This window comes from Cronobacter sp. HA18003 (assembly GCF_011605905.1).
GTDB classification, from domain to species: Bacteria; Pseudomonadota; Gammaproteobacteria; order Enterobacterales; family Enterobacteriaceae; genus Cronobacter; species Cronobacter sakazakii.
Genome location: NZ_JAANQO010000029.1, coordinates 26,313 through 48,914, shown reverse-complemented (window position 1 = coordinate 48,914; position 22,602 = coordinate 26,313). Strand labels below are relative to the sequence as shown.

The window sequence follows — 22,602 nt, the reverse complement described above, 5'->3', positions numbered from 1 at the left end:
AACGTTGAGTGAAGCACCACATTTGTTGTCAAACAGACCTGTTTTGATACCTGCCTTCGGGCAGGTATTTTTTTGCCTGCGCTGTGGGGCATCTTTTGCGCCGTGGCGGTGTTGGTGGCGCGCGCTCACCCCGGTCACTGACGTTAACGACTTACTCAAACCGCAGGAATAAAAAACCCCTCCGAAGAGGGGTGGGAATTATTGCGGGCCGTTTTGCTGTAGCGTCAGCAGCAGGCCATCGCGGCGCATCGTGGCGGCCTCTTCGGGCTGATGCAGTCGGTCGAGTACGTCTGCAAGCCAGGCGTAATCGAAGGCGTCCGGGCGCTGTTTGAGGGCGGCACGAAACGCGAGGCTCGCCTCTTTCCATTCGCCGTGGGACATCAGCAGCTGGCCTAAAGTGCTCCAGAGCAGCGGGCGATCGCCGTAGGTTTTGATCTGCTGGCGCAGCGCTTTTTCGAGCTGCTCCGGGTTACCGGCTTTCAGGCGCGGCATCAGCAGTACCAGCCGATCGTCATACTGGCGCTTCAGGCCATCGAGGATAATCTCCTGCGCGGTCTGATGATCGTCACACTCAATCAGATGCTCCGCCATCGCCACCTGCAACGCCGGTTGATGGCGCGTTTTGCGGCTCTGGTTACGCCACCAGGCTTTCAGACCGTCGCTGCCCTGATCGGCACGCGCCTGATCCATCAGCCCGATCCAGGCCTGACGCGTCAGCGCGTCGCGGTGCTCGTCGTCGCCCACGCCCGCCTTTTGCATCGAAGGAATAATATCCAGCAGTGAGCTCCACGCGCCGGTGCGGATATACGCCTGTTCTGCCAGACGCAGCACTTCCGGGTGGCGCGGGGTGATTTCCAGCAGACGGTCAACGCCGTGACGCGCCGCGTGGTTTTCATTGCGCGCCAGTTGCAGACGCACGCGGGTGATCTCAACCGGGATCTGATCGTTATCCGCCAGCTCCGCCGCGCGCTCAAGATGCTGATTGGCGCGGGCTTCGTCACCGCGCTGCTGGGCGGCTTCCGCGGCCAGCAGATAGTTAACCACCGGCTGTTCCGCGTGATCGGCGTTTTTCGACATCAGCTTTTCAACCTGCTGATAGTCGCCCTCGGCAAGCTTCAGCAGCGCCAGTTTGGTTTGCTTGCGCGCGCGGCTGCGTTTGCGGCCCGCGAACCAGCCGCGGGTACGTGCGCCGGTGCGGAACAGGCGGCGCAGCAGCCACTCGATCGCAAACAGCACCACCAGCGAGAGGATCAGGATGATCGCAAGGCCGGTGACGCTGGTTTCAATATTCCAGGTATCGGTCTGGATCAATACATAACCCTGATGGCCTGCCACCATCGGGCCGACCACGATCCCGGCGATCAACAGCAGAAACAGCAATAAGACTTTCAGCATTACTGTTCTCCCTGCGTCGGTGCCGCATCTGCCGGAGCCTGGGTCCGCGGGTCGTCAACCTGCGGGACGGCAGCATCGCCCGGTACTGACGGCTGCGCCATCAGGTTACGCACGCGCGTCTGCATGAGTTTTTCCAGAATCGCCTGGCTTTGCAGGGTTTCCGGGAGATCCATGCTGATGTTCTGCTGGGCCAGGTTGTCGATAGATTCCAGAAACGCTTTGGTGCCCGCGTCACTGGTGTCGTAATAGGCGCGTACCCATGTCGAGACGTTATCAAGCGACTGCTTGTAAATCTCATCCTGATGGCGCGGCACGGCCTGGGCGGCGACCAGCAAGCGCGAGCGGATATTCTCGCGCAGGTAGATATCCTGATTCGGGGCCAGCAGCGGCACGGCGGTCTCGTCGCGGCGGCGGATGGTAATAAAGCTGTCCATAAAGTTGTGCCAGCTTTTCACCAGATTCTGACGCCATTCACTCAGCGAGCTGGAAAGCTCGCTGCCGTCGCTGTCCATCGGGGCGTCGTCGCTGTCGTTGTCCGCAAGGCGCAGGTTGTCGACCTGGTTGGAGAGCTGATTGATCTTAAGAATGATGCCGTCGTAATCGACCTGCGTGACGCTCGCCAGCGCGGCGATGTCATCCGTCAGCGCGCGGCGGGCGGTAATAAGGCTTGGGTCGTTCATGTCGGCGAGGCTCGCATCGGCGCTTTTTAACAGCGCGGCGGCGGTGGTGGCGTCCTGATCGCTCCAGAGCTTACGTCCGGCGAGTTTGACCAGGAAATCCGCCTGGGCGAGCTGCCAGGTTTTGGCGTCGCTGCCGGAGATGGTCGCGACTTTCTTCTGGACTTCATCCAGTTCACGCGCCATCGCTTCCTGCTGGCGAGTGGCGGCCGCGAGCGCGTCAGCCTGCGCCTTGAGGGTTTTCTCAAATTCAGCTTTCTGCGCCTGCTGCTGATTTTGCAACGAGGTTAACTGGGTGGCGAGCGTATCGCTGTTGGCGTTTTGCGTATCGGACTGCTTTTTACTCCAGGTCCACAGGCCCGCGCCTGTCGCCAGCGCAATGGCGATGGCCACAGCGCTCAGCACCAGCGCGGTTTTGCCGGAGCGGTCTTTTTTCGCGGTCGGTTCCGGCTGTGGCGTAGTCTCCACAACCTGCGGGGTTTCTTCAACCGTAGCAGGGGTGTGTTGTTGTTCCGTCATTGTGGCTTCCCGTTTAAAAGTTATTGCAACGCGCGCAGCAGCGCGTCGTTATCGGCGTTATCAGCGACCAGAATGTTCTGCCAGCCAAGCTCCCTGGCAATCGTCGCCAGACGCTCGCTGACGACCACCAGCCGACAGCGCAGCAACCAGTTTTCGCGATACCACGGCGGCATCAGGTCATGCAGCTGGCGCAGCATCTCGCCGCTCGTCACCACCAGCGTGGTAATGCCGCGCGTATGCCAGCGGTGCGCTTCCTCGGTGCCGTCGTAAATTTTCGCGCTACGTTGATAGCATTCGCAAAACGTCACGGTTGCGCCGCGCTCCGTTAAGGTTTCCCCTAACAGTTCGCGACCGCCGTTGCCGCGCAGGATAAGCGCACGCTTACCGGCAACGTTTTGTAATTCAGGTAATTGTAGCAAGACTTCGCTGATTTCCCGATCGCGCGGGTAATGGACGTGCAAACCGCTGACCTGATGCAGCGCCAGCGCGGTGGTGCGCCCGATGGCGAACGCTTCGACGGCGCGAGGCCAGCGCTGCCCCAGACGCTGTAAGTGCGCGTTCGCAAAACTCACCGCGTGTTGCGACAACGCAAAGAGGAGATCGTGCGGCGCGAGCGCGTCGAGCAGCGCGGGCAGTTGCGGCAACTCCCGGCCAGGGCAGAACTCGATCAGCGGAAAACTCCAGGCCTCCTGCCCCAGTGCGCGCAGGCGGCTCACTAATTCCTCCCCGGCGGGAGAGGGGCGGGTGACCAGAATCGTCATGCGGGGCCATCCCCCTGATAAACGTCGGCGAGGATCTCCCGCGCGCCGTGGTTTAACAGCTCTTCCGCCAGCGAAATGCCAAGCTGGCGTGCGTCCTCTGGCGCGCCGCGGCGTTCGCCGCGCACGATACGCGAGCCATCCGGCGCGCCCACCAGCGCGCGCAGCCACAGCTCGCCGTCTCTCAGTTCCGCATAGCTGCCGATAGGCACCTGACAGCCACCTTCCAGACGCGTGTTCATGGCGCGCTCGGCGCGCACGCGCACGGCGGTCTCTTCGTGATTGAGCGGCGCGAGCAGTTCGCGAGTGCGGGTATCGTCAAGGCGACACTCAATGCCGACCGCGCCCTGGCCTACGGCGGGCAGCGAAATTTCCGGTGCGAGCGGGCTTGTGATGCGCGCGTCGAGTTGCAGACGTTTGAGGCCTGCCACCGCCAGAATAATGGCGTCGTAGTCGCCGTTATCGAGTTTGCTCAGGCGCGTCCCGACATTCCCGCGCAGCGAACGGATGATAAGATCCGGGCGGCGCGCGGCGATCTGGCACTGACGGCGCAGGCTCGATGTCCCGACGATGCTGCCCGCAGGCATTTCATCAAGGCTTTTATACTGGTTGGACACAAAGGCGTCGCGCGGATCTTCGCGTTCACAGATGGTGACCAGCCCAAGCCCTTCCGGGAATTCAACCGGCACATCTTTCATGGAGTGCACCGCGATATCGGCGCGGCCATCCAGCATGGCGAGCTCCAGTTCTTTCACGAACAGTCCCTTGCCGCCCACTTTCGCCAGCGGCGTATCAAGGATGACGTCGCCGCGCGTTACCATCGGCACCAGCTCAACGGTCAGACCCGGATGACAGGCCTCCAGCCGCTGCTTCACATATTGTGCCTGCCAGAGCGCCAGCGGACTTTGGCGGGTGGCAATTCTTAATACATTGTCTAACATGCTTCATACCGTAAATGTCGTCTGCCGATCATCCTACCACTGTTAGCGGAAGGCTGTCAGGTCAAACGGCGGCGAGGCGCGGCGTGCAGATGCCACACAGAAAGGCGCTAAGGGCAGGGGAACGGTGCTATAATTATCTGTAGCGCATCTTTCTTTACGGTCAATCTACAAGGTGTTAGATTGATCACGTTTTGAGCCATTTGTTTGCCCGTCACACCATAATCACAAGGGCGACACAACGGTGAACACTGTTTACATTCTGTAACCATCAGGCGATACGTCTTGTACCTCTATATTGAGACACTGAAGCAGAGACTGGATGCCATCAATCAATTGCGTGTGGATCGCGCGCTTGCTGCCATGGGGCCTGCTTTCCAACAGGTCTACAGTCTGCTGCCAACATTACTGCATTATCACCATCCGCTGATGCCGGGTTACCTTGAAGGTAACGTTCCCTACGGCATTTGCCTCTACACGCCTGATGAAACCCAACGCCACTACCTGAACGAGCTGGAAACCCAGCGCGGCATGCCTGCACAGCAAACGGTACAGGGCGAACTGCCGATTACCGGCATCTATTCGATGGGCAGCACCTCCTCTGTGGGGCAGAGCTGTTCGTCCGATCTCGACATCTGGGTCTGCCATCAGGCCTGGCTTGATAACGACGAGCGCCAGTTGCTGCAGCGTAAATGCAGCCTGCTGGAAAGCTGGGCGGCGTCGCTGGGCGTTGAGGTCAGTTTCTTCCTGATTGATGAAAACCGCTTCCGCCATAACGAAAGCGGTAGCCTCGGCGGCGAAGACTGCGGCTCGACGCAGCATATTTTGCTGCTGGACGAGTTCTACCGCACCGCCGTACGCATGGCCGGCAAACGTATTCTCTGGAACATGGTGCCGTGTGACGAAGAAGAGCATTACGACGACTACGTGATGACGCTCTACGCGCAGGGCGTGCTGACGCCAAACGAATGGCTTGATCTGGGCGGCTTAAGCTCCCTTTCCGCCGAAGAATATTTCGGCGCGAGCCTCTGGCAGCTCTATAAAAGCATCGATTCCCCGTATAAAGCCGTGCTGAAAACGCTGCTGCTGGAAGCCTATTCCTGGGAATATCCGAACACTCGCCTGCTCGCGAAAGATATCAAACAGCGGTTACACGACGGCGAAATTGTCTCGTTCGGGCTCGATCCTTACTGCATGATGCTGGAGCGCGTCACGCACTATCTGACGGCTATCGACGACAGCGCGCGCCTCGATCTCGTGCGCCGCTGCTTCTATCTGAAAGTGTGCGAAAAACTCTCCCGCGAGCGCGCTTGTGTGGGCTGGCGCCGCGAGGTGGTAAGCCAGCTGGTGAAAGAGTGGGGCTGGGATGAAGCGCGCCTGACGATGCTTGATAATCGCGCCAACTGGAAAATCGACCAGGTGCGCGAGGCGCATAACGAGCTGCTCGATGCGATGATGCAGAGCTACCGTAACCTGATCCGCTTCGCGCGCCGCAATAACCTGAGCGTCTCCGCAAGCCCGCAGGATATCGGTGTGCTGACGCGCAAACTCTATGCCGCGTTTGAAGCGCTGCCGGGGAAAGTGACGCTGGTGAACCCGCAGATTTCGCCGGATCTCTCTGAGCCAACGCTCACCTTCATCCATGTGCCGCCGGGCCGCGCCAACCGCACCGGGTGGTATCTCTACAACCGCGCGCCGAGCATGGATTCCATCATCAGCCATCAGCCGCTGGAATATAACCGTTATCTTAATAAGCTGGTGGCCTGGGCGTGGTTTAACGGCCTGCTGACGTCGCGCACCCGCCTGTTTATTAAGGGCAACGGCATTTGTGACCTGCCGAAACTCCAGGAACTGGTGGCGGATGTGTCGCACCATTTCCCGCTGCGGTTACCGGCACCGACGCCAAAAGCGCTCTACAGCCCGTGCGAAATCCGCCATCTGGCGATCATCGTCAACCTGGAATATGACCCGACGACGGCGTTCCGCAATCAGGTGGTGCATTTCGATTTCCGTAAGCTTGATGTCTTCAGCTTTGGCGAGCAGCAGCAGTGCCTGGTCGGCAGTATCGATCTGCTGTATCGCAACTCGTGGAATGAAGTGCGTACGCTGCATTTCAACGGCGAACAGGCGATGATCGAGGCGCTGAAAACGATTCTTGGCAAAATGCATCAGGACGCCGCGCCGCCGGACAGCGTCGAAGTGTTCTGCTATAGCCAGCATCTGCGCGGGCTTATCCGTACCCGCGTGCAGCAACTGGTGTCCGAGTGTATTGAGTTTCGTCTCTCCAGCACGCGTCTGGAGCCTGGCCGCTTCAAAGCGCTGCGCGTGGCGGGCCAGACCTGGGGCCTGTTCTTCGAGCGGCTTAACGTCTCGGTACAGAAGCTGGAAAACGCCATTGAGTTTTACGGCGCGATTTCGCATAACAAACTGCACGGTCTGTCTGTTCAGGTGGAAACCGATCACGTTGAACTGCCGTCGGTGGTCGATGGCTTTGCGAGCGAAGGGATTATTCAGTTCTTCTTTGAAGAGACCAACGACGACGGCTTTAACATCTATATTCTCGATGAAAGCAACCGCGCCGAGGTGTATCACCACTGCGAAGGCAGCAAAGAGGAGCTGGTGCGCGACGTCAGCCGGTTCTACTCGTCATCGCATGACCGCTTTACCTACGGTTCAAGCTTCGTCAACTTTAACCTGCCGCAGTTCTACCAGATTGTGAAGGTCGATGGCCGCCAGCAGGTGATCCCCTTCCGCACCCAGACCATCAAAGCCGTGACGCCGCTCAACGATGACGACAGCGCCACGCCGCTGTTACAGCAATATCAGTCCTGATTAACGAAAGCTGACCGCCTCGCCCGCCTGCTGCGTGGCGGCGGTTTCCAGCAGATCCCAGAAGCGTTCACCGCTGCGATCGCAAATCCATTCGTCGTTTTTATAATCGAAGTGATAACCGCCCTGTTTGGTCGCCAGCCACACCTGATGCAGCGGCTCCTGACGGTTGATAATGATTTTGCTGCCGTTTTCAAACGAGAGCGTCAGCACGCCGCCGTTGATTTCGCAGTCGATATCGCTGTCGCCATCCCACGCGTCGAGACGCTCTTCAATGGTCATCCACAGGCCGTCGGCCAGGCGGTGAAATTCACTGTCGTTCATGTTGGTTTCCTGTTGTACGCGATGGCGGCAGTATAAAAGCAATAGCCGGGAATAGAAACCGGCGGGCGGAACGGCTTTTGTGTCATCCGGCGTTACGCAAACTCTTGCTTTTGCATCTTCACCTGCGATGATAGAAAACAGATGAATGAACAACAGGCACCGATAAATGAAAACGATTTTTCGCTCTCTGGCAGTGATGCTGACCCTGTTTAGCCTCACCGGTTGCGGTCTGAAAGGCCCGCTTTACTTCCCGCCAGCAGACAGCAAAGCCCAGCCGCAGAAAGCGCCGGAACAGCAAACCGAGACGACCATCCCGGATACCAACAACCGTGGCGATACCGATGGCCCGACGCAGGTCAGCAGGCAGTAACCGACTCGTAACCGCGCAAACGGAGTACAACAATGCAGTTCTCTAAAATGCATGGCCTGGGTAACGACTTTATGGTCGTGGACGCGGTGACGCAAAACGTCTTCTTTTCGCCTGACATGATCCGCCGCCTGGCGGACAGGCATCAGGGCGTGGGGTTCGATCAACTGCTGGTGGTCGAACCGCCCTACGATCCCGATCTCGATTTTCACTACCGCATTTTTAACGCCGACGGCAGCGAAGTGGCGCAGTGCGGCAACGGCGCGCGCTGTTTCGCCCGTTTCGTGCGCCTCAAAGGGCTGACCAACAAGCGGGAAATCCGCGTCAGCACGGCGAACGGCCGCATGGTGTTAACCGTCAACGAAGACGAGCAGGTGCGTGTGAACATGGGCGAGCCGGTTTTCGAGCCGTCGCTGGTGCCGTTTCGCGCCAACAAAGCTGAGAAGACCTACATCATGCGCGCTGCCGAACAAACGGTGCTGTGCGGCGTGGTGTCGATGGGCAACCCGCACTGCGTGATTCAGGTGGATGACGTCGCCACCGCGCCGGTGGAGACGCTCGGGCCGCTAATGGAAAGCCATGAACGCTTTCCGGAGCGCGCCAACATCGGTTTTATGCAGGTGATGAATACGGAACACATCCGGCTGCGCGTGTTTGAGCGCGGCGCGGGCGAAACGCAGGCCTGTGGCAGCGGCGCGTGCGGCGCGGTCGCGGTCGGCATTCAGCAGGGGCTGCTGGCCGCGCAGGTGCGCGTCGACTTGCCTGGTGGTCGTCTCGACATCGCCTGGAAAGGGCCTGGCAATCCGCTCTTTATGACCGGCCCCGCCACCCACGTTTATGATGGATTTATTCACTTATGAGTAAGGCTGGAGAACAGCAGGAGACGCTGGCAACGCTTGATGACGACGCGGTGCTCGACTATCTGCTGCGCCATCCCGATTTTTTTATCCGCAACGCCGCGATGGTGGAGCAGATCCGCGTGCCGCACCCGGTGCGCGGAACGGTTTCGCTGGTGGAGTGGCACATGGCGCGCGCGCGTAACCACATCAACGAACTGGAAGAAAACATGACGTTGCTGATGGAACAGGCGAGCGCCAACGAAGGGTTATTTTATCGCCTGTTGAAATTGCAGGGGCGGCTCGCCTGCGCCGGCAGTCTTCAGGAGATGCTGGAGCGGCTCAACCGCTGGGCACGCGATATGGGGCTTGCGGGCGCAAGCATTCGCCTGTTCCCTGAGCGCTGGCGGCTTGGCGCGCCCTCCGGCTTTACCCATCTGGCGCTGTCGCGTCAGGCGTTTGAGCCGGTGCGTATCCAGCGTCTTGGCCAGCAGACGCACTATCTGGGAACGCTGAACGGCCCGGAACTGCTGGTGGTATTACCGGAGGCGAAAGCCGTCGGATCGGTGGCGATGTCGCTGCTTGGCGAACATGGCGAGCTCGGCGTACTGATTTTCAGCAGCCGCGACCCGCAGCACTATCAACAAGGGCAGGGCACGCAACTGCTGCATGAGCTGTCGCTGATGCTGCCCGATCTTCTTGCCCGCTGGATTGAACGCGTATGACCGACTCGCCGCTGCACCCGCCCATTGCGCGCTTTCTGCGTTATCTGAAAGTGGAGCGCCAGTTAAGCCCGGTGACGCTGCTCAATTACGAGCGGCAACTGACGGCGATTGTCGGGCTGGCGGGCGAGGCGGGGCTTAAAAGCTGGGCGCAGTGCGACGCCGCGATGGTTCGATCGCTCGCGGTACGCAGCCGTCGCGCCGGACTGGGGCCGTCGAGCCTGGCGCTGCGTCTCTCTGCGCTGCGTAGCTTTTTCGACTGGCAGGTAAGCCAGGGCGAGCTAAAAGCGAACCCGGCCAAAGGCGTCAGCACACCGAAAACCCCGCGCCATCTGCCGAAAAACATCGACGTGGATGACGTCAACCGGCTGCTGGATATCGATCTTAACGATCCGCTGGCGGTACGCGATCGCGCGATGCTCGAAATCATGTACGGCGCCGGGCTGCGTCTGTCTGAACTGGTCAATATCGACTGCAATCATCTCGATCTCACCAGTGGTGAAGTCTGGGTGATGGGAAAAGGCAGCAAAGAGCGCCGCCTGCCGATAGGGCGCAGCGCGGTTGCCTGGATTGAACACTGGCTGAACCTGCGCGAGCTGTTCGGCCCCGACGACGACGCGCTATTTTTATCAAAGCAAGGTAAACGCATCTCGGCGCGTAACGTGCAAAAACGCTTTGCGGAGTGGGGCATCAAACAGGGGCTGAACAGTCATGTTCACCCGCATAAGCTGCGCCACTCTTTCGCGACACATATGCTGGAATCCAGCGGCGATCTGCGCGCGGTTCAGGAGCTGCTGGGCCACGCCAATCTCTCGACCACCCAGATCTATACGCATCTCGATTTCCAGCATCTGGCTTCGGTCTACGACGCGGCGCACCCACGCGCCAGACGAGGAAAACCGTAATGTACTTCTACCGTCCGCTGGGCGCGATTGCCGCCCTGACGTTCGATCTTGACGATACGCTCTACGATAACCGTCCGGTTATCGCCCGCACCGAGCAAGAGACGCTGGCGTTTATGCAGCGCTATCACCCGCGGCTCAGCGCGTTCACCGCCGCGGATTTGCACCGCGCCCGAACGGCGCTGCGCCAGCAGGAGCCGGAGATTTATCACGATGTGACCGAATGGCGGCGGCGCGCTATTGAACAGGTGATGCTGGAGGCCGGGCTTTCTGCCCATGAGGCGTCTGAAGGCGCGAACGAGGCGATGCTGAACTTCGCCCGCTGGCGCAGCCGCATCGAGGTGCCTGAGGAAAATCTTGAGGCGTTGCAGCAGCTCGCGAAAAAGTGGCCGCTGGTGGCCATCACCAACGGTAACGCCGAGCCGGAACAGTTCGGCCTGGGCGGCCTGTTTCAGTTTGTGTTGCGCGCCGGGCCGCACGGCCGCGCCAAGCCGTACAGCGATATGTATCATCTGGCCGCGCAGAAGCTTGGCGTCGCGCCCGAGGCTATTCTGCACGTGGGCGATGACCTGACTACCGACGTGGCGGGCGCTATCCGCTCCGGCGTGCAGGCGTGCTGGATAAACCTGCTCGATGGCGACCTGATGCAGATAGATGACAGCCGCTTGTTGCCGCATCTGGAGATTTCGCGGTTGGCATCCCTGACCTCGCTGATATAATCATCACTACTCTGTATATAATTCCAGGTTTTTCGGCAGGCGGCATGTGTATCGCTGCCTGATATCCCGTCAGCCTGGTTAGCGAGACGCCTGCGGGCGTTTTGTGTTTTTTCTGTTTTTAACGCGGCGGTGCCAATCAATGGACGTTTCTTACCTGCTCGACAGCCTTAACGATAAACAGCGCGAAGCCGTAGCCGCGCCGCGCAGCAATATGCTGGTGCTGGCGGGCGCGGGCAGCGGAAAGACGCGCGTGCTGGTGCATCGTATCGCCTGGCTGATGATGGTAGAAAACTGTTCGCCGTACTCCATCATGGCGGTGACCTTTACCAACAAAGCGGCGGCGGAGATGCGCCACCGCATCGGCCAGCTGATGGGCACCAGCCAGGGCGGCATGTGGGTCGGCACGTTCCACGGTCTCGCCCATCGCCTGCTGCGCGCACACCATATGGACGCCAACCTGCCGCAGGATTTCCAGATCCTCGACAGCGAAGATCAGCTGCGTCTGCTTAAGCGTCTTATCAAAGCGATGAACCTCGACGAGAAGCAGTGGCCGCCGCGCCAGGCGATGTGGTACATCAACGGCAAAAAAGATGACGGCCTGCGCCCGCACCATATTCAGAGCTACGGCAACCCGGTAGAGCAGACCTGGCAGAAGGTGTATCAGGCGTATCAGGAAGCGTGCGACCGCGCGGGGCTGGTGGATTTCGCCGAGCTGCTGCTGCGCGCCCATGAGCTGTGGCTTAACAAACCGCATATCCTTAATCACTACCGCGAGCGCTTCACCAATATTCTGGTGGATGAGTTCCAGGACACCAACGGCATTCAGTACGCCTGGATCCGCCTGCTGGCGGGCGACACCGGCAAAGTGATGATCGTGGGTGACGATGACCAGTCGATTTACGGCTGGCGCGGCGCGCAGGTGGAGAATATTCAGCGCTTCCTGAATGACTTTCCGGGCGCGCAGACCATTCGTCTCGAACAAAACTACCGCTCCACCAACAATATTCTTAACGCCGCGAACGCCCTGATCGCCAATAACGCCGGGCGTCTTGGTAAAGAGCTGTGGACCGACGGCAGCGACGGCGAGCCTATCTCTCTCTACTGCGCGTTCAACGAGCTGGATGAAGCGCGCTTTGTGGTCAACCGCATCAAGGTATGGCAGGAGAACGGCGGCGCGTTGCAGGATTGCGCCATTCTCTATCGCAGCAACGCCCAGTCGCGCGTGCTGGAAGAGGCGCTGTTACAGGCGAGCATGCCGTATCGCATCTACGGCGGCATGCGATTCTTCGAACGCCAGGAGATCAAAGACGCGCTCTCTTACCTGCGTCTTATCGCCAACCGTAACGACGACGCGGCCTTTGAGCGCGTGGTGAATACGCCGACGCGCGGCATCGGCGACCGCACGCTGGATGTCGTGCGCCAGACCGCCCGCGATCGTCAACTGACGCTCTGGCAGGCGTGCCGCCAGCTGTTGCAGGAGAAAGCCCTGGCCGGCCGCGCCGCCAGCGCTTTGCAGCGTTTCCTTGAGCTTATCGAAGCGCTGGCGCATGAAACCATCGATATGCCGCTGCACGTGCAGACTGACCGGGTAATTAAAGATTCCGGCCTGTGGCTGATGTACGAGCAGGAAAAAGGCGAGAAGGGCCAGGCGCGTATCGAAAACTTAGAAGAACTGGTGACGGCGACGCGCCAGTTCAGCTACAACGAAGAAGACGAAGATCTGATGCCGCTGCAGGCGTTTTTGTCCCACGCCGCGCTGGAAGCGGGCGAAGGGCAGGCCGACGCCTGGCAGGACGCGGTGCAGCTGATGACGCTGCACTCCGCCAAAGGGCTGGAATTCCCGCAGGTGTTTATCGTCGGGATGGAAGAGGGGATGTTCCCAAGCCAGATGTCGCTCGATGAAGGCGGGCGTCTGGAAGAGGAGCGACGCCTGGCCTATGTGGGCGTTACCCGCGCCATGCAGAAGCTGACGCTCACCTATGCGGAAACCCGTCGACTGTACGGCAAAGAGGCGTATCACCGTCCGTCGCGGTTTATCGCTGAGTTGCCGGAAGGCTGTGTGGAAGAAGTGCGCCTGCGCGCGAGCGTGAGCCGTCCGGTCAGCCATAAGCAGCTGGGCGCGCCGATAGCGCAGAACGACTCCGGTTATAAGCTTGGCCAGCGCGTGCGCCACCCGAAATTCGGTGAAGGCACCATCGTAAATCTCGAAGGCAGCGGCGAACATAGCCGGTTGCAGGTGGCGTTCAACGGTCAGGGCATTAAATGGCTGGTGGCCGCTTACGCGCGCCTCGAAACCGTCTGACGTCTTTCTGTGCAGGGCACTCAGGCCGCTGGCGCGTCGCGTCGGCGGCTTTTTTATTTCTTCATCGCGCGCTGGATTTTCTGTCATCTGGCGCGGCGATAATCGCCCGGGAATGGCAGGAAGCGGAGCGCGAAAACGGTCCGGCAAAAGGCGCTCTCAGGCACTATAATTCTTGTCAAACATTGAGGTGTTTTATCTTAAGTGTACGTGTTGACGCCTAATTTTTGGTGGCGTAACATGCGCCCACGATTACGCTAAGAGGACATTCGCCTTGGACACACCCAGTAGATGCTGGCTCAAAAACCTGTCAAACAGGAACAACTCCTAAGGCTATCCTCTTACGCTGATGGCCTTAGTGGTTGTCAGCGACCGTTTTCTCTCCCGTCGCGCTGAGTCAGGCTGTTTAATGGTCTGAAACCCAATCTGTTTCTGTGTGCCCAACCGAACTGTCCAGAATTTGTTTTTTTGGGAGTCCCGGTCATGCTGAGCGCATTTCAACTGGAAAATAACAAACTGTCCCGCCTCGAAGTTGACGAGGCCGTTTCGCTGAAAGATTCCATCTGGGTTGACCTGGTGGAGCCGGAAGAGAGCGAACGACAGCGCGTGCAAACGGAACTTGGCCAAAGCCTGGCGACACGCCCGGAACTGGAGGATATCGAAGCCTCCGCCCGCTTCTTCGAAGATGAAGACGGGCTGCATATTCACTCGTTTTTCTTTTATGAAGACGCGGAAGATCACGGCGGCAACTCCACCGTGGCGTTCACCATTCGTAACGGGCGGCTGTTTACGCTGCGCGAGCGCGAGCTGCCGGCGTTTCGGTTGTACCGCATGCGCGCGCGCAGCCAGTCGATGATGGACGGCAACGCCTACGAACTGCTGCTCGATCTCTTTGAAACGAAAATCGAACAGCTGGCGGACGAGATAGAAAACATCTACAGCGATCTCGAAAACCTGAGCCGCGTCATTATGGAAGGGCATCAGGGCGATGAATATGACGAGGCGCTCTCGACGCTGGCTGAGCTGGAGGATACCGGCTGGAAAGTGCGTCTGTGCCTGATGGATACCCAGCGCGCGCTAAACTTCCTGGTGCGCAAGGCGCGTCTGCCGGGCGGTCAGCTGGAGCAGGCGCGTGAGATCCTGCGCGATATCGAATCCCTGCTGCCGCATAACGAATCGCTGTTCCAGAAGGTGAACTTCCTGATGCAGGCGGCGATGGGCTTTATCAACATCGAGCAGAACCGCATTATCAAAATCTTCTCGGTGGTGTCCGTGGTCTTCCTGCCGCCGACGCTGGTGGCCTCCAGCTACGGAATGAACTTCGAGTTTATGCCCGAGCTGCACTGGAGCTATGGCTACCCCGGCGCGATTGTCGCGATGCTGCTGGCGGGGCTGGCGCCTTATCTCTACTTCAAGCGTAAGAACTGGTTATAAAAATAAAAAAGCCTCTTCTATGAAGAGGCTTTTTTTACAGGGCAAGGCGCGGAACCTTACAGGCTCCAGTCATGCTTGCCTTTGACTTTAAGATCGTAATACCAGACGTTGGTGCGACAGGCGAAATAGAACGGGACGATATATATCAGCGACCTCATATTCAGCAGGTCGCTGATAATTGCAACGACAAAGATGGCCAGCACGCAAATAATACTTTTCTTCCACAGCCCCAGAATGGCCAGATAGATGAAGCTGAAAAAATAGGTGATGAAATTAAGGGATACTGTCAGACGTTCCTTAATGCTCATTTTTTTCAGCGCGTCACGCCACGCGGGCGTTGGAACCAGCACGGCCGGATAACCGTGATCTTCAATGAACTTAAAGCGAAATTTCCACTTGTCGCTTAATTTCGGATCGGCCATGTAGTCGTAATTCTTTTTGTCGTTTTCCATATGGGACATCAGTAAGGCTCCTTTACGCCTGAAATAGTCGTTGATTCGGGCGACGATGCCGCCCGATATTATGTGGTCTTTGTCACTGTTTGATGCGACGGGGCGGCCAGTAAGAGCAGCGTCATTATTACCTGAAAACCCCAGCCGAATTTCATGAACGGCATGCTGTCCGCGCCGAAATCACGCAGCCAGGCCAGCCCAAACCCAATGAGAAACATGGCCAGCGAAAGCAGAAGGTAACGCCGCGCTTTCAAACCGGCGTCGCGGGCACGCAGCGCACCGGCGCGGTAATAGAGCAAGAGAGCCATTAAAAAGAGAGCCAGCGCCACATCGTCAGGCATAATCGCAAGTAGCAGGCCCAGACCGAACAGCAAACCGAACAGCCATCCCAGATAAGGCAGACGGCGCAGGGTGGCCGTGCGCGGCGGGAAAAAGAAAGCAAACAGGGCTGACATGAAAATACCTTTTGCGCCTCTGTTATCACGAAACAGCAGATGGCGTAATGCATAAAGGCCGGATTATAGGTAAGGGGCATCGGGTTGCAAGGCGCGCGTCCCGGCTAATATCAGTAGGTGAGAAACAGGATTATTTGGTGTAAGGAAAGATAACAGGGCGTCAGTAACGCCCTGTTATAAAAGTCTTTATTAATGCTGGCGTAAACGCCGTTGGGTATAAAGCGCGTCCATAATAAATATCGCCAGCGCCAGCCAGATAAACCCGAAGGTAACCATTTTATCCGGCCCCGGCACTTCGCCGTAAAAAACGACCGCCAGCAGGAACATCAGCGTCGGGCCGATATACTGGAAAAATCCAAGCGTGGAGAGGCGCAGGCGCGTCGCGGCCGCGGTAAAGCAGAGCAGCGGAATGGTCGTCACCACACCGGCCGCCATCAGCAGCAGATTCAGCGACCACGGATTGCTGCCCATATGGCTGGTCGGGCTGTCGGCGATGCCGAACAGATAAATCGCCGCAACCGGCAGCAGCCAGAGGGTTTCCATCAGCATGCCGGTCTGGGCGTCGACCATGATCTTTTTACGCACCAGCCCATAGAACGCGAAGCTAAACGCGAGGCCCAGCGCGATAACCGGCAGCGAGCCGAACGTCCAGAGTTGCACCAGTACGCCGCAGGCTGCCAGCAGCACCGCCAGCCACTGCATCCGGCGAAAACGCTCGCCGAGGAAAATCATCCCCAAAAGCACGTTGACCAGCGGATTAATGAAATAACCGAGGCTCGCTTCCAGCAGGTGATGATTATTCACCGCCCAGATAAACAGCAGCCAGTTGCCGCCCACCAGCACGGCGCTGAGCGCCAGACTAAAGACTTTTTTCGGCGTGGCGAACAGCCGCTTCACCGATCCCCACTGGCGGCTCAGGCTGATGAGCGCCAGCATAAAAAAGAAGGACCAGATAACGCGGTGCGTCAGAATTTCATCGGCCGGAACCGCCTGAATCAGTTTGAAATACGCGGGGGCAATGCCCCAGATAAAATAAGCGGCAAGCGCAAAGAACACGCCCTGACGCGTCTGCTTAGCATCCATGTGAAACTCGTGGTATGAGAAAAGTGTGAGCAGTTTATCAGTATTGCGCGACTTACCCTACCATGTAGGTGGCCGTGGCGCTGGCGATATAGACCTGCTCTTCGTTATGTAATTCGACGCGCGCCACCGCCACTTTATTGCCCGCGCGCAGCAGCGTGCTGGAGGCGGTAAAGCGCTGGCCGCGGCCGGGCCGCAGATAGTCGACGCGCATATCAATCGTGCCCATCCGGGAGAGCCGCTGGCGCAATTCTTCTTCGCTGATACTGTCATGACGCGTCAGCGTGCTGCCGACACACACCAGGCCCGCCGCCACGTCGAGCGCCGACGCAATCGCCCCGCCGTGCAGAATGCTTTGCGCCCAGTTGCCCACCAGCATCGGCTGATTATTAAAGGCGAGCTGAGCATATTCTTTTTCGTAACGTTCCAGTTCCAGCCCCAGGGCACGGTTAAACGGCATGTGATAAACAAAGATTTCGCCGACCAGTTGCAGGGCTGCTTCCGGGGTCAGCAGGGTTGCGGACATGATGGTTTCCTCGTCCAAATAGAGTGGGCACATAAGGTTAAATGAATGTTGATTTTATGCTTCCCATTTGTTGCTTTCCAGTTTAAGAAAGCAGGACTAAGCAGACGCGAAATAAATATGTAGAATGTCTGCCGGATAATAATTCACCATCGAAATATTCGTTCAGGAGAACACTGCCAAATGCGCACGTTTCTGGGTTGGTTTATGGCGGCAACGTTGCTGCCATGCACAGCATTAGCACAGGAAGCGACGATTAAAGAGGTGCATGATGCGCCTGCCGTTCGCGGCAGCATCATCGCCAACCTGCTTCAGGATCACGATAACCCGTTTACGCTTTACCCGTACGAGAGCAACTACCTGCTCTACACCGTGACCGACGATCTCAATAAAGAAGCCATTAAGTCTTACGACTGGGCGGATGACGCGCGTAAAGACGAAGTGAAATTCCAGCTGAGCCTGGCGTTCCCGTTCTGGCGTGGGATTATGGGCCCGAACTCGGTACTGGGCGGCTCCTATACGCAGAAATCCTGGTGGCAGCTCTCTAACAGCGGCCAGTCGTCGCCGTTTCGCGAGACCAACTATGAGCCGCAGCTGTTCCTGGGCTTCGCGACTGACTACGATCTGGCGGGCTGGACGCTGCGCGATGTGGAATTTGGCTATAACCACCAGTCGAATGGCCGCTCGGACCCAACCTCCCGCAGCTGGAACCGTCTCTATACGCGCCTGATGGCGCAGAATGGCGACTGGCTGGTGGAAGTGAAGCCGTGGTATGTGGTGGGCAATACCGACGACAACCCGGACATCACCAAATATATGGGCTACTACCAGCTTAAGGTGGGCTACCAGTGGGGCGAGGCTATCTGGAGCGTGAAGGGCCAGTATAACTGGAACACCGGTTACGGCGGCGCGGAGCTTGGCCTGAGCTACCCGATTACGAAACACGTGCGCCTCTACACCCAGCTCTACAGCGGCTACGGCGAATCGTTAATTGATTACAACTTTAACCAGACGCGCTTTGGCTTTGGGGTTATGCTTAACGATCTCTTCTGAGGCATTGCAGTTTCCGACGCAGGCGCTGAAAATAGCGCCTGTTTTATTTTCAGTATCTGGAGTGAGTGTGGCGCAGGCGGAAGTTTACAGTCAGGAAACGCTGGCTAAGCAGGTTTTACAGGAAACCTTTGGCTATCAGCAGTTCCGTCCAGGCCAGGCCACCATTATCGACGCGGTGCTTGAAGGGCGCGACTGCCTGGTGGTGATGCCCACCGGCGGCGGCAAATCGCTGTGTTATCAAATCCCGGCGCTGGTGAAAACCGGCCTGACCATCGTGGTTTCTCCACTGATTTCTCTGATGAAAGACCAGGTCGATCAGCTTCTGGCGAACGGCGTGGCCGCGGCGTGCCTCAATTCGACGCAGAGCCGCGAGGAGCAGCAGGCGGTGCTGGCGGGCTGTCGTACCGGCCAGGTGCGCCTGCTCTACATCGCGCCGGAAAGACTGATGATGGATAACTTCATCGACACGCTGGGCTACTGGGATCTGGCGATGGTGGCGGTGGATGAGGCGCACTGTATCTCCCAGTGGGGCCACGATTTCCGCCCGGAATACGCGGCGCTCGGCCAGCTGCGCGCGCGTTTCCCGGCGGTGCCGTTTATGGCGCTCACCGCGACGGCGGATGACACGACGCGGCGCGATATCGTGCGTCTTCTGGGCCTTGACGATCCGCTGATTGAAATCAGCAGTTTCGACCGCCCGAACATCCGCTACATGCTGATGGAAAAATTCAAACCGCTCGATCAGCTGATGCGCTATGTGCAGGAGCAGCGCGGCAAATCCGGCATTATCTACTGCAACAGCCGCGCCAAAGTGGAAGACACCGCCGCGCGTCTGCAAAGCCGCGGCATCAGCGCCGCCGCCTACCACGCAGGCCTTGAGCATGAGGTGCGCGCGTCGGTGCAGGAGAAATTCCAGCGCGACGATTTACAGATTGTGGTGGCGACCGTAGCGTTCGGTATGGGCATCAACAAACCCAACGTGCGCTTTGTCGTGCACTTCGATATTCCCCGCAATATTGAATCCTACTATCAGGAGACGGGTCGCGCCGGGCGCGACGGCCTGCCTGCCGAAGCGATGCTGTTTTACGATCCGGCGGATATGGCGTGGCTGCGCCGCTGTCTGGAAGAAAAAGCGCCTGGCCCGCTGCAGGATATCGAGCGTCACAAGCTAAACGCGATGGGCGCGTTCGCCGAGGCGCAAACCTGCCGCCGTCTGGTGCTGCTGAACTATTTCGGCGAAGGGCGTCAGGCACCGTGCGGCAACTGCGATATCTGTCTCGATCCGCCGCGCCGCTACGATGGCCTGGTGGATGCGCAAAAAGCGCTGTCGGCTATCGCGCGCGTGGAGCAGCGCTTCGGGATGGGCTATGTGGTGGAAGTGTTGCGCGGCGCGAATAACCAGCGCATCCGCGAACTGGGCCACGACAAGCTCAAGGTGTACGGCATCGGGCGCGATCAGAGCCAGGAGCACTGGGTCAGCGTTATCCGCCAGCTTATCCATCTGGGCGTGGTGACGCAGAACATTGCGCAGCACTCGGCGTTGCAGTTGACCGAAGCCGCGCGCCCGTTCCTGCGTGGCGAAGCGCCGCTGATGCTGGCGGTGCCGCGCGTCGCGGCGCTCAAACCGCGCGTGGCGCAAAAATCGTACGGCGGCAATTACGACCGCAAGCTGTTTGCGAAACTGCGCAAACTGCGTAAGGCCATCGCCGACGAAGAAAACATTCCACCGTATGTCGTCTTTAACGACGCGACGCTGATTGAAATGGCCGAGCAAATGCCGCTCAGCCCCGGCGAAATGCTCGGCATTAACGGCGTCGGCACCCGTAAACTGGAGCGCTTCGGCAGGCCGTTTATGACGCTCATCCGCGAGCACGTTGACGGCGACGACGAAGAGTAGTCAGCCCCGCCTAAACATGCCAGGATGAATGTTCTCTGATTCCGACCTGGCAAACCTCTATGTTAACGCTGTTCTTTACCGTCGCGATGGTACATCTGGTGGCGCTGGCAAGCCCCGGCCCCGACTTCTTTTTTGTCTCGCAAACCGCAGCCAGCCGCTCGCGCAAAGAGGCGCTGATGGGCGTGCTGGGCATTACCGCAGGCGTCATGGTGTGGTCCGGCGTAGCGCTGCTCGGCCTGCACCTGATCCTCGAAAAAATGGCCTGGCTGCATAACATCATTGTGGTGGGCGGCGGGCTTTATCTCTGCTGGATGGGTTATCAGATGCTGCGTGGCGCGCTGAAGAAAAGCGCGCCGACGGGCGAGACGCCGCAAGTTGAGCTGGCGGCGCGCGGGCGCAGTTTTCTGAAAGGAATGTTGACCAACCTGGCGAACCCGAAAGCGGTTATCTACTTCGGCAGCGTTTTTTCACTGTTTGTCAGCGACAGCGTCGGCACCAGCGCGCGTTGGGGCATTTTCGTGCTGATAGCGCTGGAGACTTTCGCGTGGTTTGCGCTGGTGGCGAGCGTCTTCGCGCTGCCGAAAATGCGCCAGGGCTATCAGCGTCTGGCGAAGTGGATCGACGGCACCGCCGGCGCGCTGTTCACCGGCTTCGGCATCCATCTCATTATCTCTCGCTAATCAGGCGCGGCGCGCGGTGGCAAGCAGCGCGCCAATCAGCATAAACAGCGAACCAAAGATTTTATTTAAGGCCTTCATCTGATGCGGGCCTTTGATCCATCCGCGAATTCTTGTCGCAAGCGTCGCGTAACCAATCATCACGATAATATCCACCACGATAGTCGTTACCCCGAGCACTACATACTGCATCGCCTGCGGCTGGTGCGGCACGATAAACTGCGGAAAGAGCGCGGCGAGAAACACGATGCTTTTCGGGTTGGTGAGATTCACAAACACCGCGCGTTTAAACAGTCTGCTGCGCGGCTGGCTCTGCGCGAGCGCGTTGAGATCGATGGCGCCCGCCGCGCGCCACTGCTGAATGCCAAGCCAGATAAGGTACGCGGCACCCGCCCATTTCAGGATTTCAAAGGCCATCAGGGAGCGGGAGAACAGCGCGCCTAAACCAATACCAACCAGCACGATATGCAGCGCAAGACCGGTCTGTAGCCCGGCGATAGACGCCGCTGCACCGCGATAGCCATGACTGATGGCGGTGCTCATCGTGTTGATGGCGCCAGAACCCGGCGAGAGGCTGAGAATAAGGGTCGTCAGAAGGTAGGTACACCACCACTCGAAGGTCATGCGAAGCTCCCTGATTGCGCACTTTTATGCCACAATACGCTATTGTTGAGGTATGTGCTACGAATCACAAAAAAGCCCGGACAGGCGTGGATGCGGAGCAATAAGGACCATGACCAGACACAGGAACAGTTGGTTTTCACGGGAAGCCGGATTCGCGGCGTTCACCATGGGTGCGCTGACAGATTTCTGGCAACAGCGCGAAGAAGATGAGTTTTTGGGCGTGGATGATATTCCGGTGCGCTTTGTGCGTTTTCGTGCGGAAAACCACGATCGCGTTATTGTCGTCTGCCCCGGCCGCATCGAAACCTACGTTAAGTATGCGGAACTGGCATACGATCTGTTCCACTGCGGGTTTGATGTGCTGATTATCGACCACCGCGGGCAGGGGCGTTCCGGGCGGCTGCTGGAAGATACCCACCGCGGGCACGTGGTGAATTTCAGCGATTATGTCGATGATTTCGAGCGTTTCTGGCAGCAGGAGGTCGCGACCGGCCCGTGGCGGAAACGCTATCTGCTGGCGCATTCGATGGGGGGCGCGATTGGCACGCTGTTTCTGCTGCGTAACCCAAAAGCGTTTGATGCCGTGGCGCTCTGCGCCCCGATGTTCGGCATTATTATCCGTCTGCCGGACTGGATGCTGCGCTCGATCCTCGACTGGGCGGAAGAGTACCCGTCGCTGCGCGATGGTTACGCCATTGGCACCGGACGCTGGCGACCGCTGCCCTTCAGCCTCAACATGCTGACGCACAGCCACGAGCGCTACCGGCGCAATTTGCGTTTTTACGCCGATGAACCGCAGCTGCGCGTCGGCGGGCCTACGTATCACTGGGTGCGGGAAGGCATCCAGGCAGGAGAACAGGTGCTGGCGGGGGCCACCGACAGCACCACGCCGCTATTGTTACTCCAGGCAGAGCTGGAACGTGTGGTGGATAACCGCTCGCACGACCGCTTCTGTGAACTTCGCGCCGCGGCGGGCCACCCGTGTTGGGGGGGTAAACCTTACGTCATCAAAGGTGCGTACCATGAGATCCTGTTTGAGCAGGACGCTATGCGCGCCGAAGCGCTGAATGCCATTGTCGATTTTTTCGACGAGCATAACTGATTACTCGCGACCGGAGCGTT

Annotated in this window: 23 protein-coding genes; 13 read left to right on the top strand and 10 right to left on the bottom strand. The window is 58.6% G+C overall.

Translation table 11 applies throughout. From position 1 onward, the window contains the following. Window positions 1-198: 198 nt before the first annotated feature. Genes hemY through hemC form a run of 4 tightly spaced genes read right to left on the bottom strand, consistent with a single transcriptional unit; the run spans window position 199 to window position 4,290 of the window. Window positions 199-1,395, bottom strand: coding sequence for a protoheme IX biogenesis protein HemY (hemY, locus tag G6041_RS21100; protein WP_004387258.1), 1,197 nt, complete (start codon window positions 1,393-1,395; stop codon window positions 199-201). Continuing rightward, window positions 1,395-2,591 carry a uroporphyrinogen-III C-methyltransferase gene (gene hemX, locus G6041_RS21095; RefSeq protein ID WP_012126047.1) on the bottom strand — a complete coding sequence of 399 codons (1,197 nt, stop codon included), beginning with the start codon at window positions 2,589-2,591 and terminating at the stop codon, window positions 1,395-1,397. Before hemX ends, hemY begins: the two co-directional genes overlap by 1 nt. Before the next feature lie 20 nt (window positions 2,592-2,611). Continuing rightward, window positions 2,612-3,352 carry a uroporphyrinogen-III synthase gene (gene hemD / locus G6041_RS21090; RefSeq protein WP_012126046.1) on the bottom strand — a complete coding sequence of 247 codons (741 nt, stop codon included), beginning with the start codon at window positions 3,350-3,352 and terminating at the stop codon, window positions 2,612-2,614. After that, entirely contained in the window at window positions 3,349-4,290 is a 942-nt protein-coding gene (gene hemC / locus G6041_RS21085; RefSeq protein WP_012126045.1) for a hydroxymethylbilane synthase, read from the bottom strand. Before hemC ends, hemD begins: the two co-directional genes overlap by 4 nt. 282 nt (window positions 4,291-4,572) lie before the next feature. Here hemC and cyaA point away from each other — a divergent pair, with 282 nt between their 5' ends. Beyond that, complete coding sequence (gene cyaA, locus G6041_RS21080; RefSeq protein WP_004388425.1) at window positions 4,573-7,119, top strand: class I adenylate cyclase; 2,547 nt, start codon at window positions 4,573-4,575, stop codon at window positions 7,117-7,119. On the opposite strand, the gene cyaY is transcribed toward cyaA, so the two are convergent. Next, window positions 7,120-7,440, bottom strand: coding sequence for an iron donor protein CyaY (gene cyaY, locus G6041_RS21075; protein ID WP_007704482.1), 321 nt, complete (start codon window positions 7,438-7,440; stop codon window positions 7,120-7,122). A gap of 166 nt (window positions 7,441-7,606) precedes the next feature. Here cyaY and lptM point away from each other — a divergent pair, with 166 nt between their 5' ends. The 8 genes from lptM (at window position 7,607) to corA (ending at window position 14,719) form a co-directional block, all read left to right on the top strand. Then, on the top strand, window positions 7,607-7,810 hold the full coding sequence (lptM, locus tag G6041_RS21070; protein WP_004388423.1) for an LPS translocon maturation chaperone LptM: 204 nt from the start codon (window positions 7,607-7,609) through the stop codon (window positions 7,808-7,810). Window positions 7,811-7,842: 32 nt separating this feature from the next. Beyond that, window positions 7,843-8,667: a diaminopimelate epimerase gene (gene dapF, locus G6041_RS21065; RefSeq protein ID WP_007780118.1), complete on the top strand. Its 825-nt coding sequence runs from the start codon at window positions 7,843-7,845 to the stop codon at window positions 8,665-8,667. Further along, window positions 8,664-9,368, top strand: a complete 705-nt coding sequence (locus G6041_RS21060) for a DUF484 domain-containing protein (RefSeq protein WP_012126043.1) — start codon at window positions 8,664-8,666, stop codon at window positions 9,366-9,368. The genes dapF and G6041_RS21060 overlap by 4 nt, the downstream gene beginning before the upstream one ends. Further along, entirely contained in the window at window positions 9,365-10,270 is a 906-nt protein-coding gene (gene xerC / locus G6041_RS21055; RefSeq protein ID WP_012126042.1) for a tyrosine recombinase XerC, read from the top strand. Before G6041_RS21060 ends, xerC begins: the two co-directional genes overlap by 4 nt. After that, window positions 10,270-10,986, top strand: a complete 717-nt coding sequence (gene yigB, locus G6041_RS21050; RefSeq protein WP_012126041.1) for a 5-amino-6-(5-phospho-D-ribitylamino)uracil phosphatase YigB — start codon at window positions 10,270-10,272, stop codon at window positions 10,984-10,986. Before xerC ends, yigB begins: the two co-directional genes overlap by 1 nt. 139 nt (window positions 10,987-11,125) lie before the next feature. After that, a complete protein-coding gene (gene uvrD, locus G6041_RS21045) occupies window positions 11,126-13,288 on the top strand; it encodes a DNA helicase II (RefSeq protein WP_004388416.1) in 2,163 nt (720 codons plus the stop codon). A 271-nt stretch (window positions 13,289-13,559) separates the two neighbouring features. Then, window positions 13,560-13,616 carry a YsgD/CorL family protein gene (ysgD, locus tag G6041_RS21705; protein WP_350338730.1) on the top strand — a complete coding sequence of 19 codons (57 nt, stop codon included), beginning with the start codon at window positions 13,560-13,562 and terminating at the stop codon, window positions 13,614-13,616. Between the two features lie 152 nt (window positions 13,617-13,768). Then, window positions 13,769-14,719, top strand: coding sequence for a magnesium/cobalt transporter CorA (corA, locus tag G6041_RS21040; RefSeq protein ID WP_004388415.1), 951 nt, complete (start codon window positions 13,769-13,771; stop codon window positions 14,717-14,719). Between the two features lie 56 nt (window positions 14,720-14,775). Here corA and G6041_RS21035 read toward each other — a convergent pair whose 3' ends face one another. The 4 genes from G6041_RS21035 to yigI all read right to left on the bottom strand — a co-directional run bounded on the left by G6041_RS21035 (window position 14,776) and on the right by yigI (window position 17,232). Further along, window positions 14,776-15,180: a DUF2628 domain-containing protein gene (locus tag G6041_RS21035; RefSeq protein ID WP_041460626.1), complete on the bottom strand. Its 405-nt coding sequence runs from the start codon at window positions 15,178-15,180 to the stop codon at window positions 14,776-14,778. A gap of 59 nt (window positions 15,181-15,239) precedes the next feature. Beyond that, complete coding sequence (locus tag G6041_RS21030; RefSeq protein WP_012126039.1) at window positions 15,240-15,626, bottom strand: hypothetical protein; 387 nt, start codon at window positions 15,624-15,626, stop codon at window positions 15,240-15,242. 189 nt (window positions 15,627-15,815) lie between these two features. Beyond that, the gene (gene rarD / locus G6041_RS21025; RefSeq protein WP_007853847.1) at window positions 15,816-16,709 is read right to left on the bottom strand and encodes an EamA family transporter RarD; all 894 of its coding nucleotides are present in this window, start codon (window positions 16,707-16,709) and stop codon (window positions 15,816-15,818) included. Window positions 16,710-16,761: 52 nt separating this feature from the next. Further along, window positions 16,762-17,232, bottom strand: a complete 471-nt coding sequence (gene yigI / locus G6041_RS21020; protein WP_004388411.1) for an acyl-CoA thioesterase YigI — start codon at window positions 17,230-17,232, stop codon at window positions 16,762-16,764. Window positions 17,233-17,412: 180 nt separating this feature from the next. Between yigI and pldA the strand changes: the two genes are divergently transcribed. From pldA to rhtC, 3 genes are all read left to right on the top strand, one after another. Continuing rightward, complete coding sequence (gene pldA / locus G6041_RS21015) at window positions 17,413-18,282, top strand: phospholipase A (RefSeq protein WP_012126037.1); 870 nt, start codon at window positions 17,413-17,415, stop codon at window positions 18,280-18,282. Window positions 18,283-18,349: 67 nt separating this feature from the next. Beyond that, entirely contained in the window at window positions 18,350-20,179 is a 1,830-nt protein-coding gene (gene recQ, locus G6041_RS21010) for an ATP-dependent DNA helicase RecQ (protein ID WP_007872621.1), read from the top strand. Window positions 20,180-20,238: 59 nt separating this feature from the next. After that, complete coding sequence (gene rhtC / locus G6041_RS21005) at window positions 20,239-20,859, top strand: threonine export protein RhtC (protein WP_012126036.1); 621 nt, start codon at window positions 20,239-20,241, stop codon at window positions 20,857-20,859. Here the strand turns inward: rhtC and rhtB are convergent, their stop codons facing one another. Next, window positions 20,860-21,480 carry a homoserine/homoserine lactone efflux protein gene (rhtB, locus tag G6041_RS21000; protein ID WP_004388407.1) on the bottom strand — a complete coding sequence of 207 codons (621 nt, stop codon included), beginning with the start codon at window positions 21,478-21,480 and terminating at the stop codon, window positions 20,860-20,862. It abuts the gene before it with no gap. A 109-nt stretch (window positions 21,481-21,589) separates the two neighbouring features. Between rhtB and pldB the strand changes: the two genes are divergently transcribed. Next, window positions 21,590-22,582 (top strand): lysophospholipase L2, encoded by a 993-nt coding sequence (gene pldB / locus G6041_RS20995; protein ID WP_004388406.1) that lies wholly within the window; start codon window positions 21,590-21,592, stop codon window positions 22,580-22,582. Window positions 22,583-22,602: the final 20 nt, after the last annotated feature.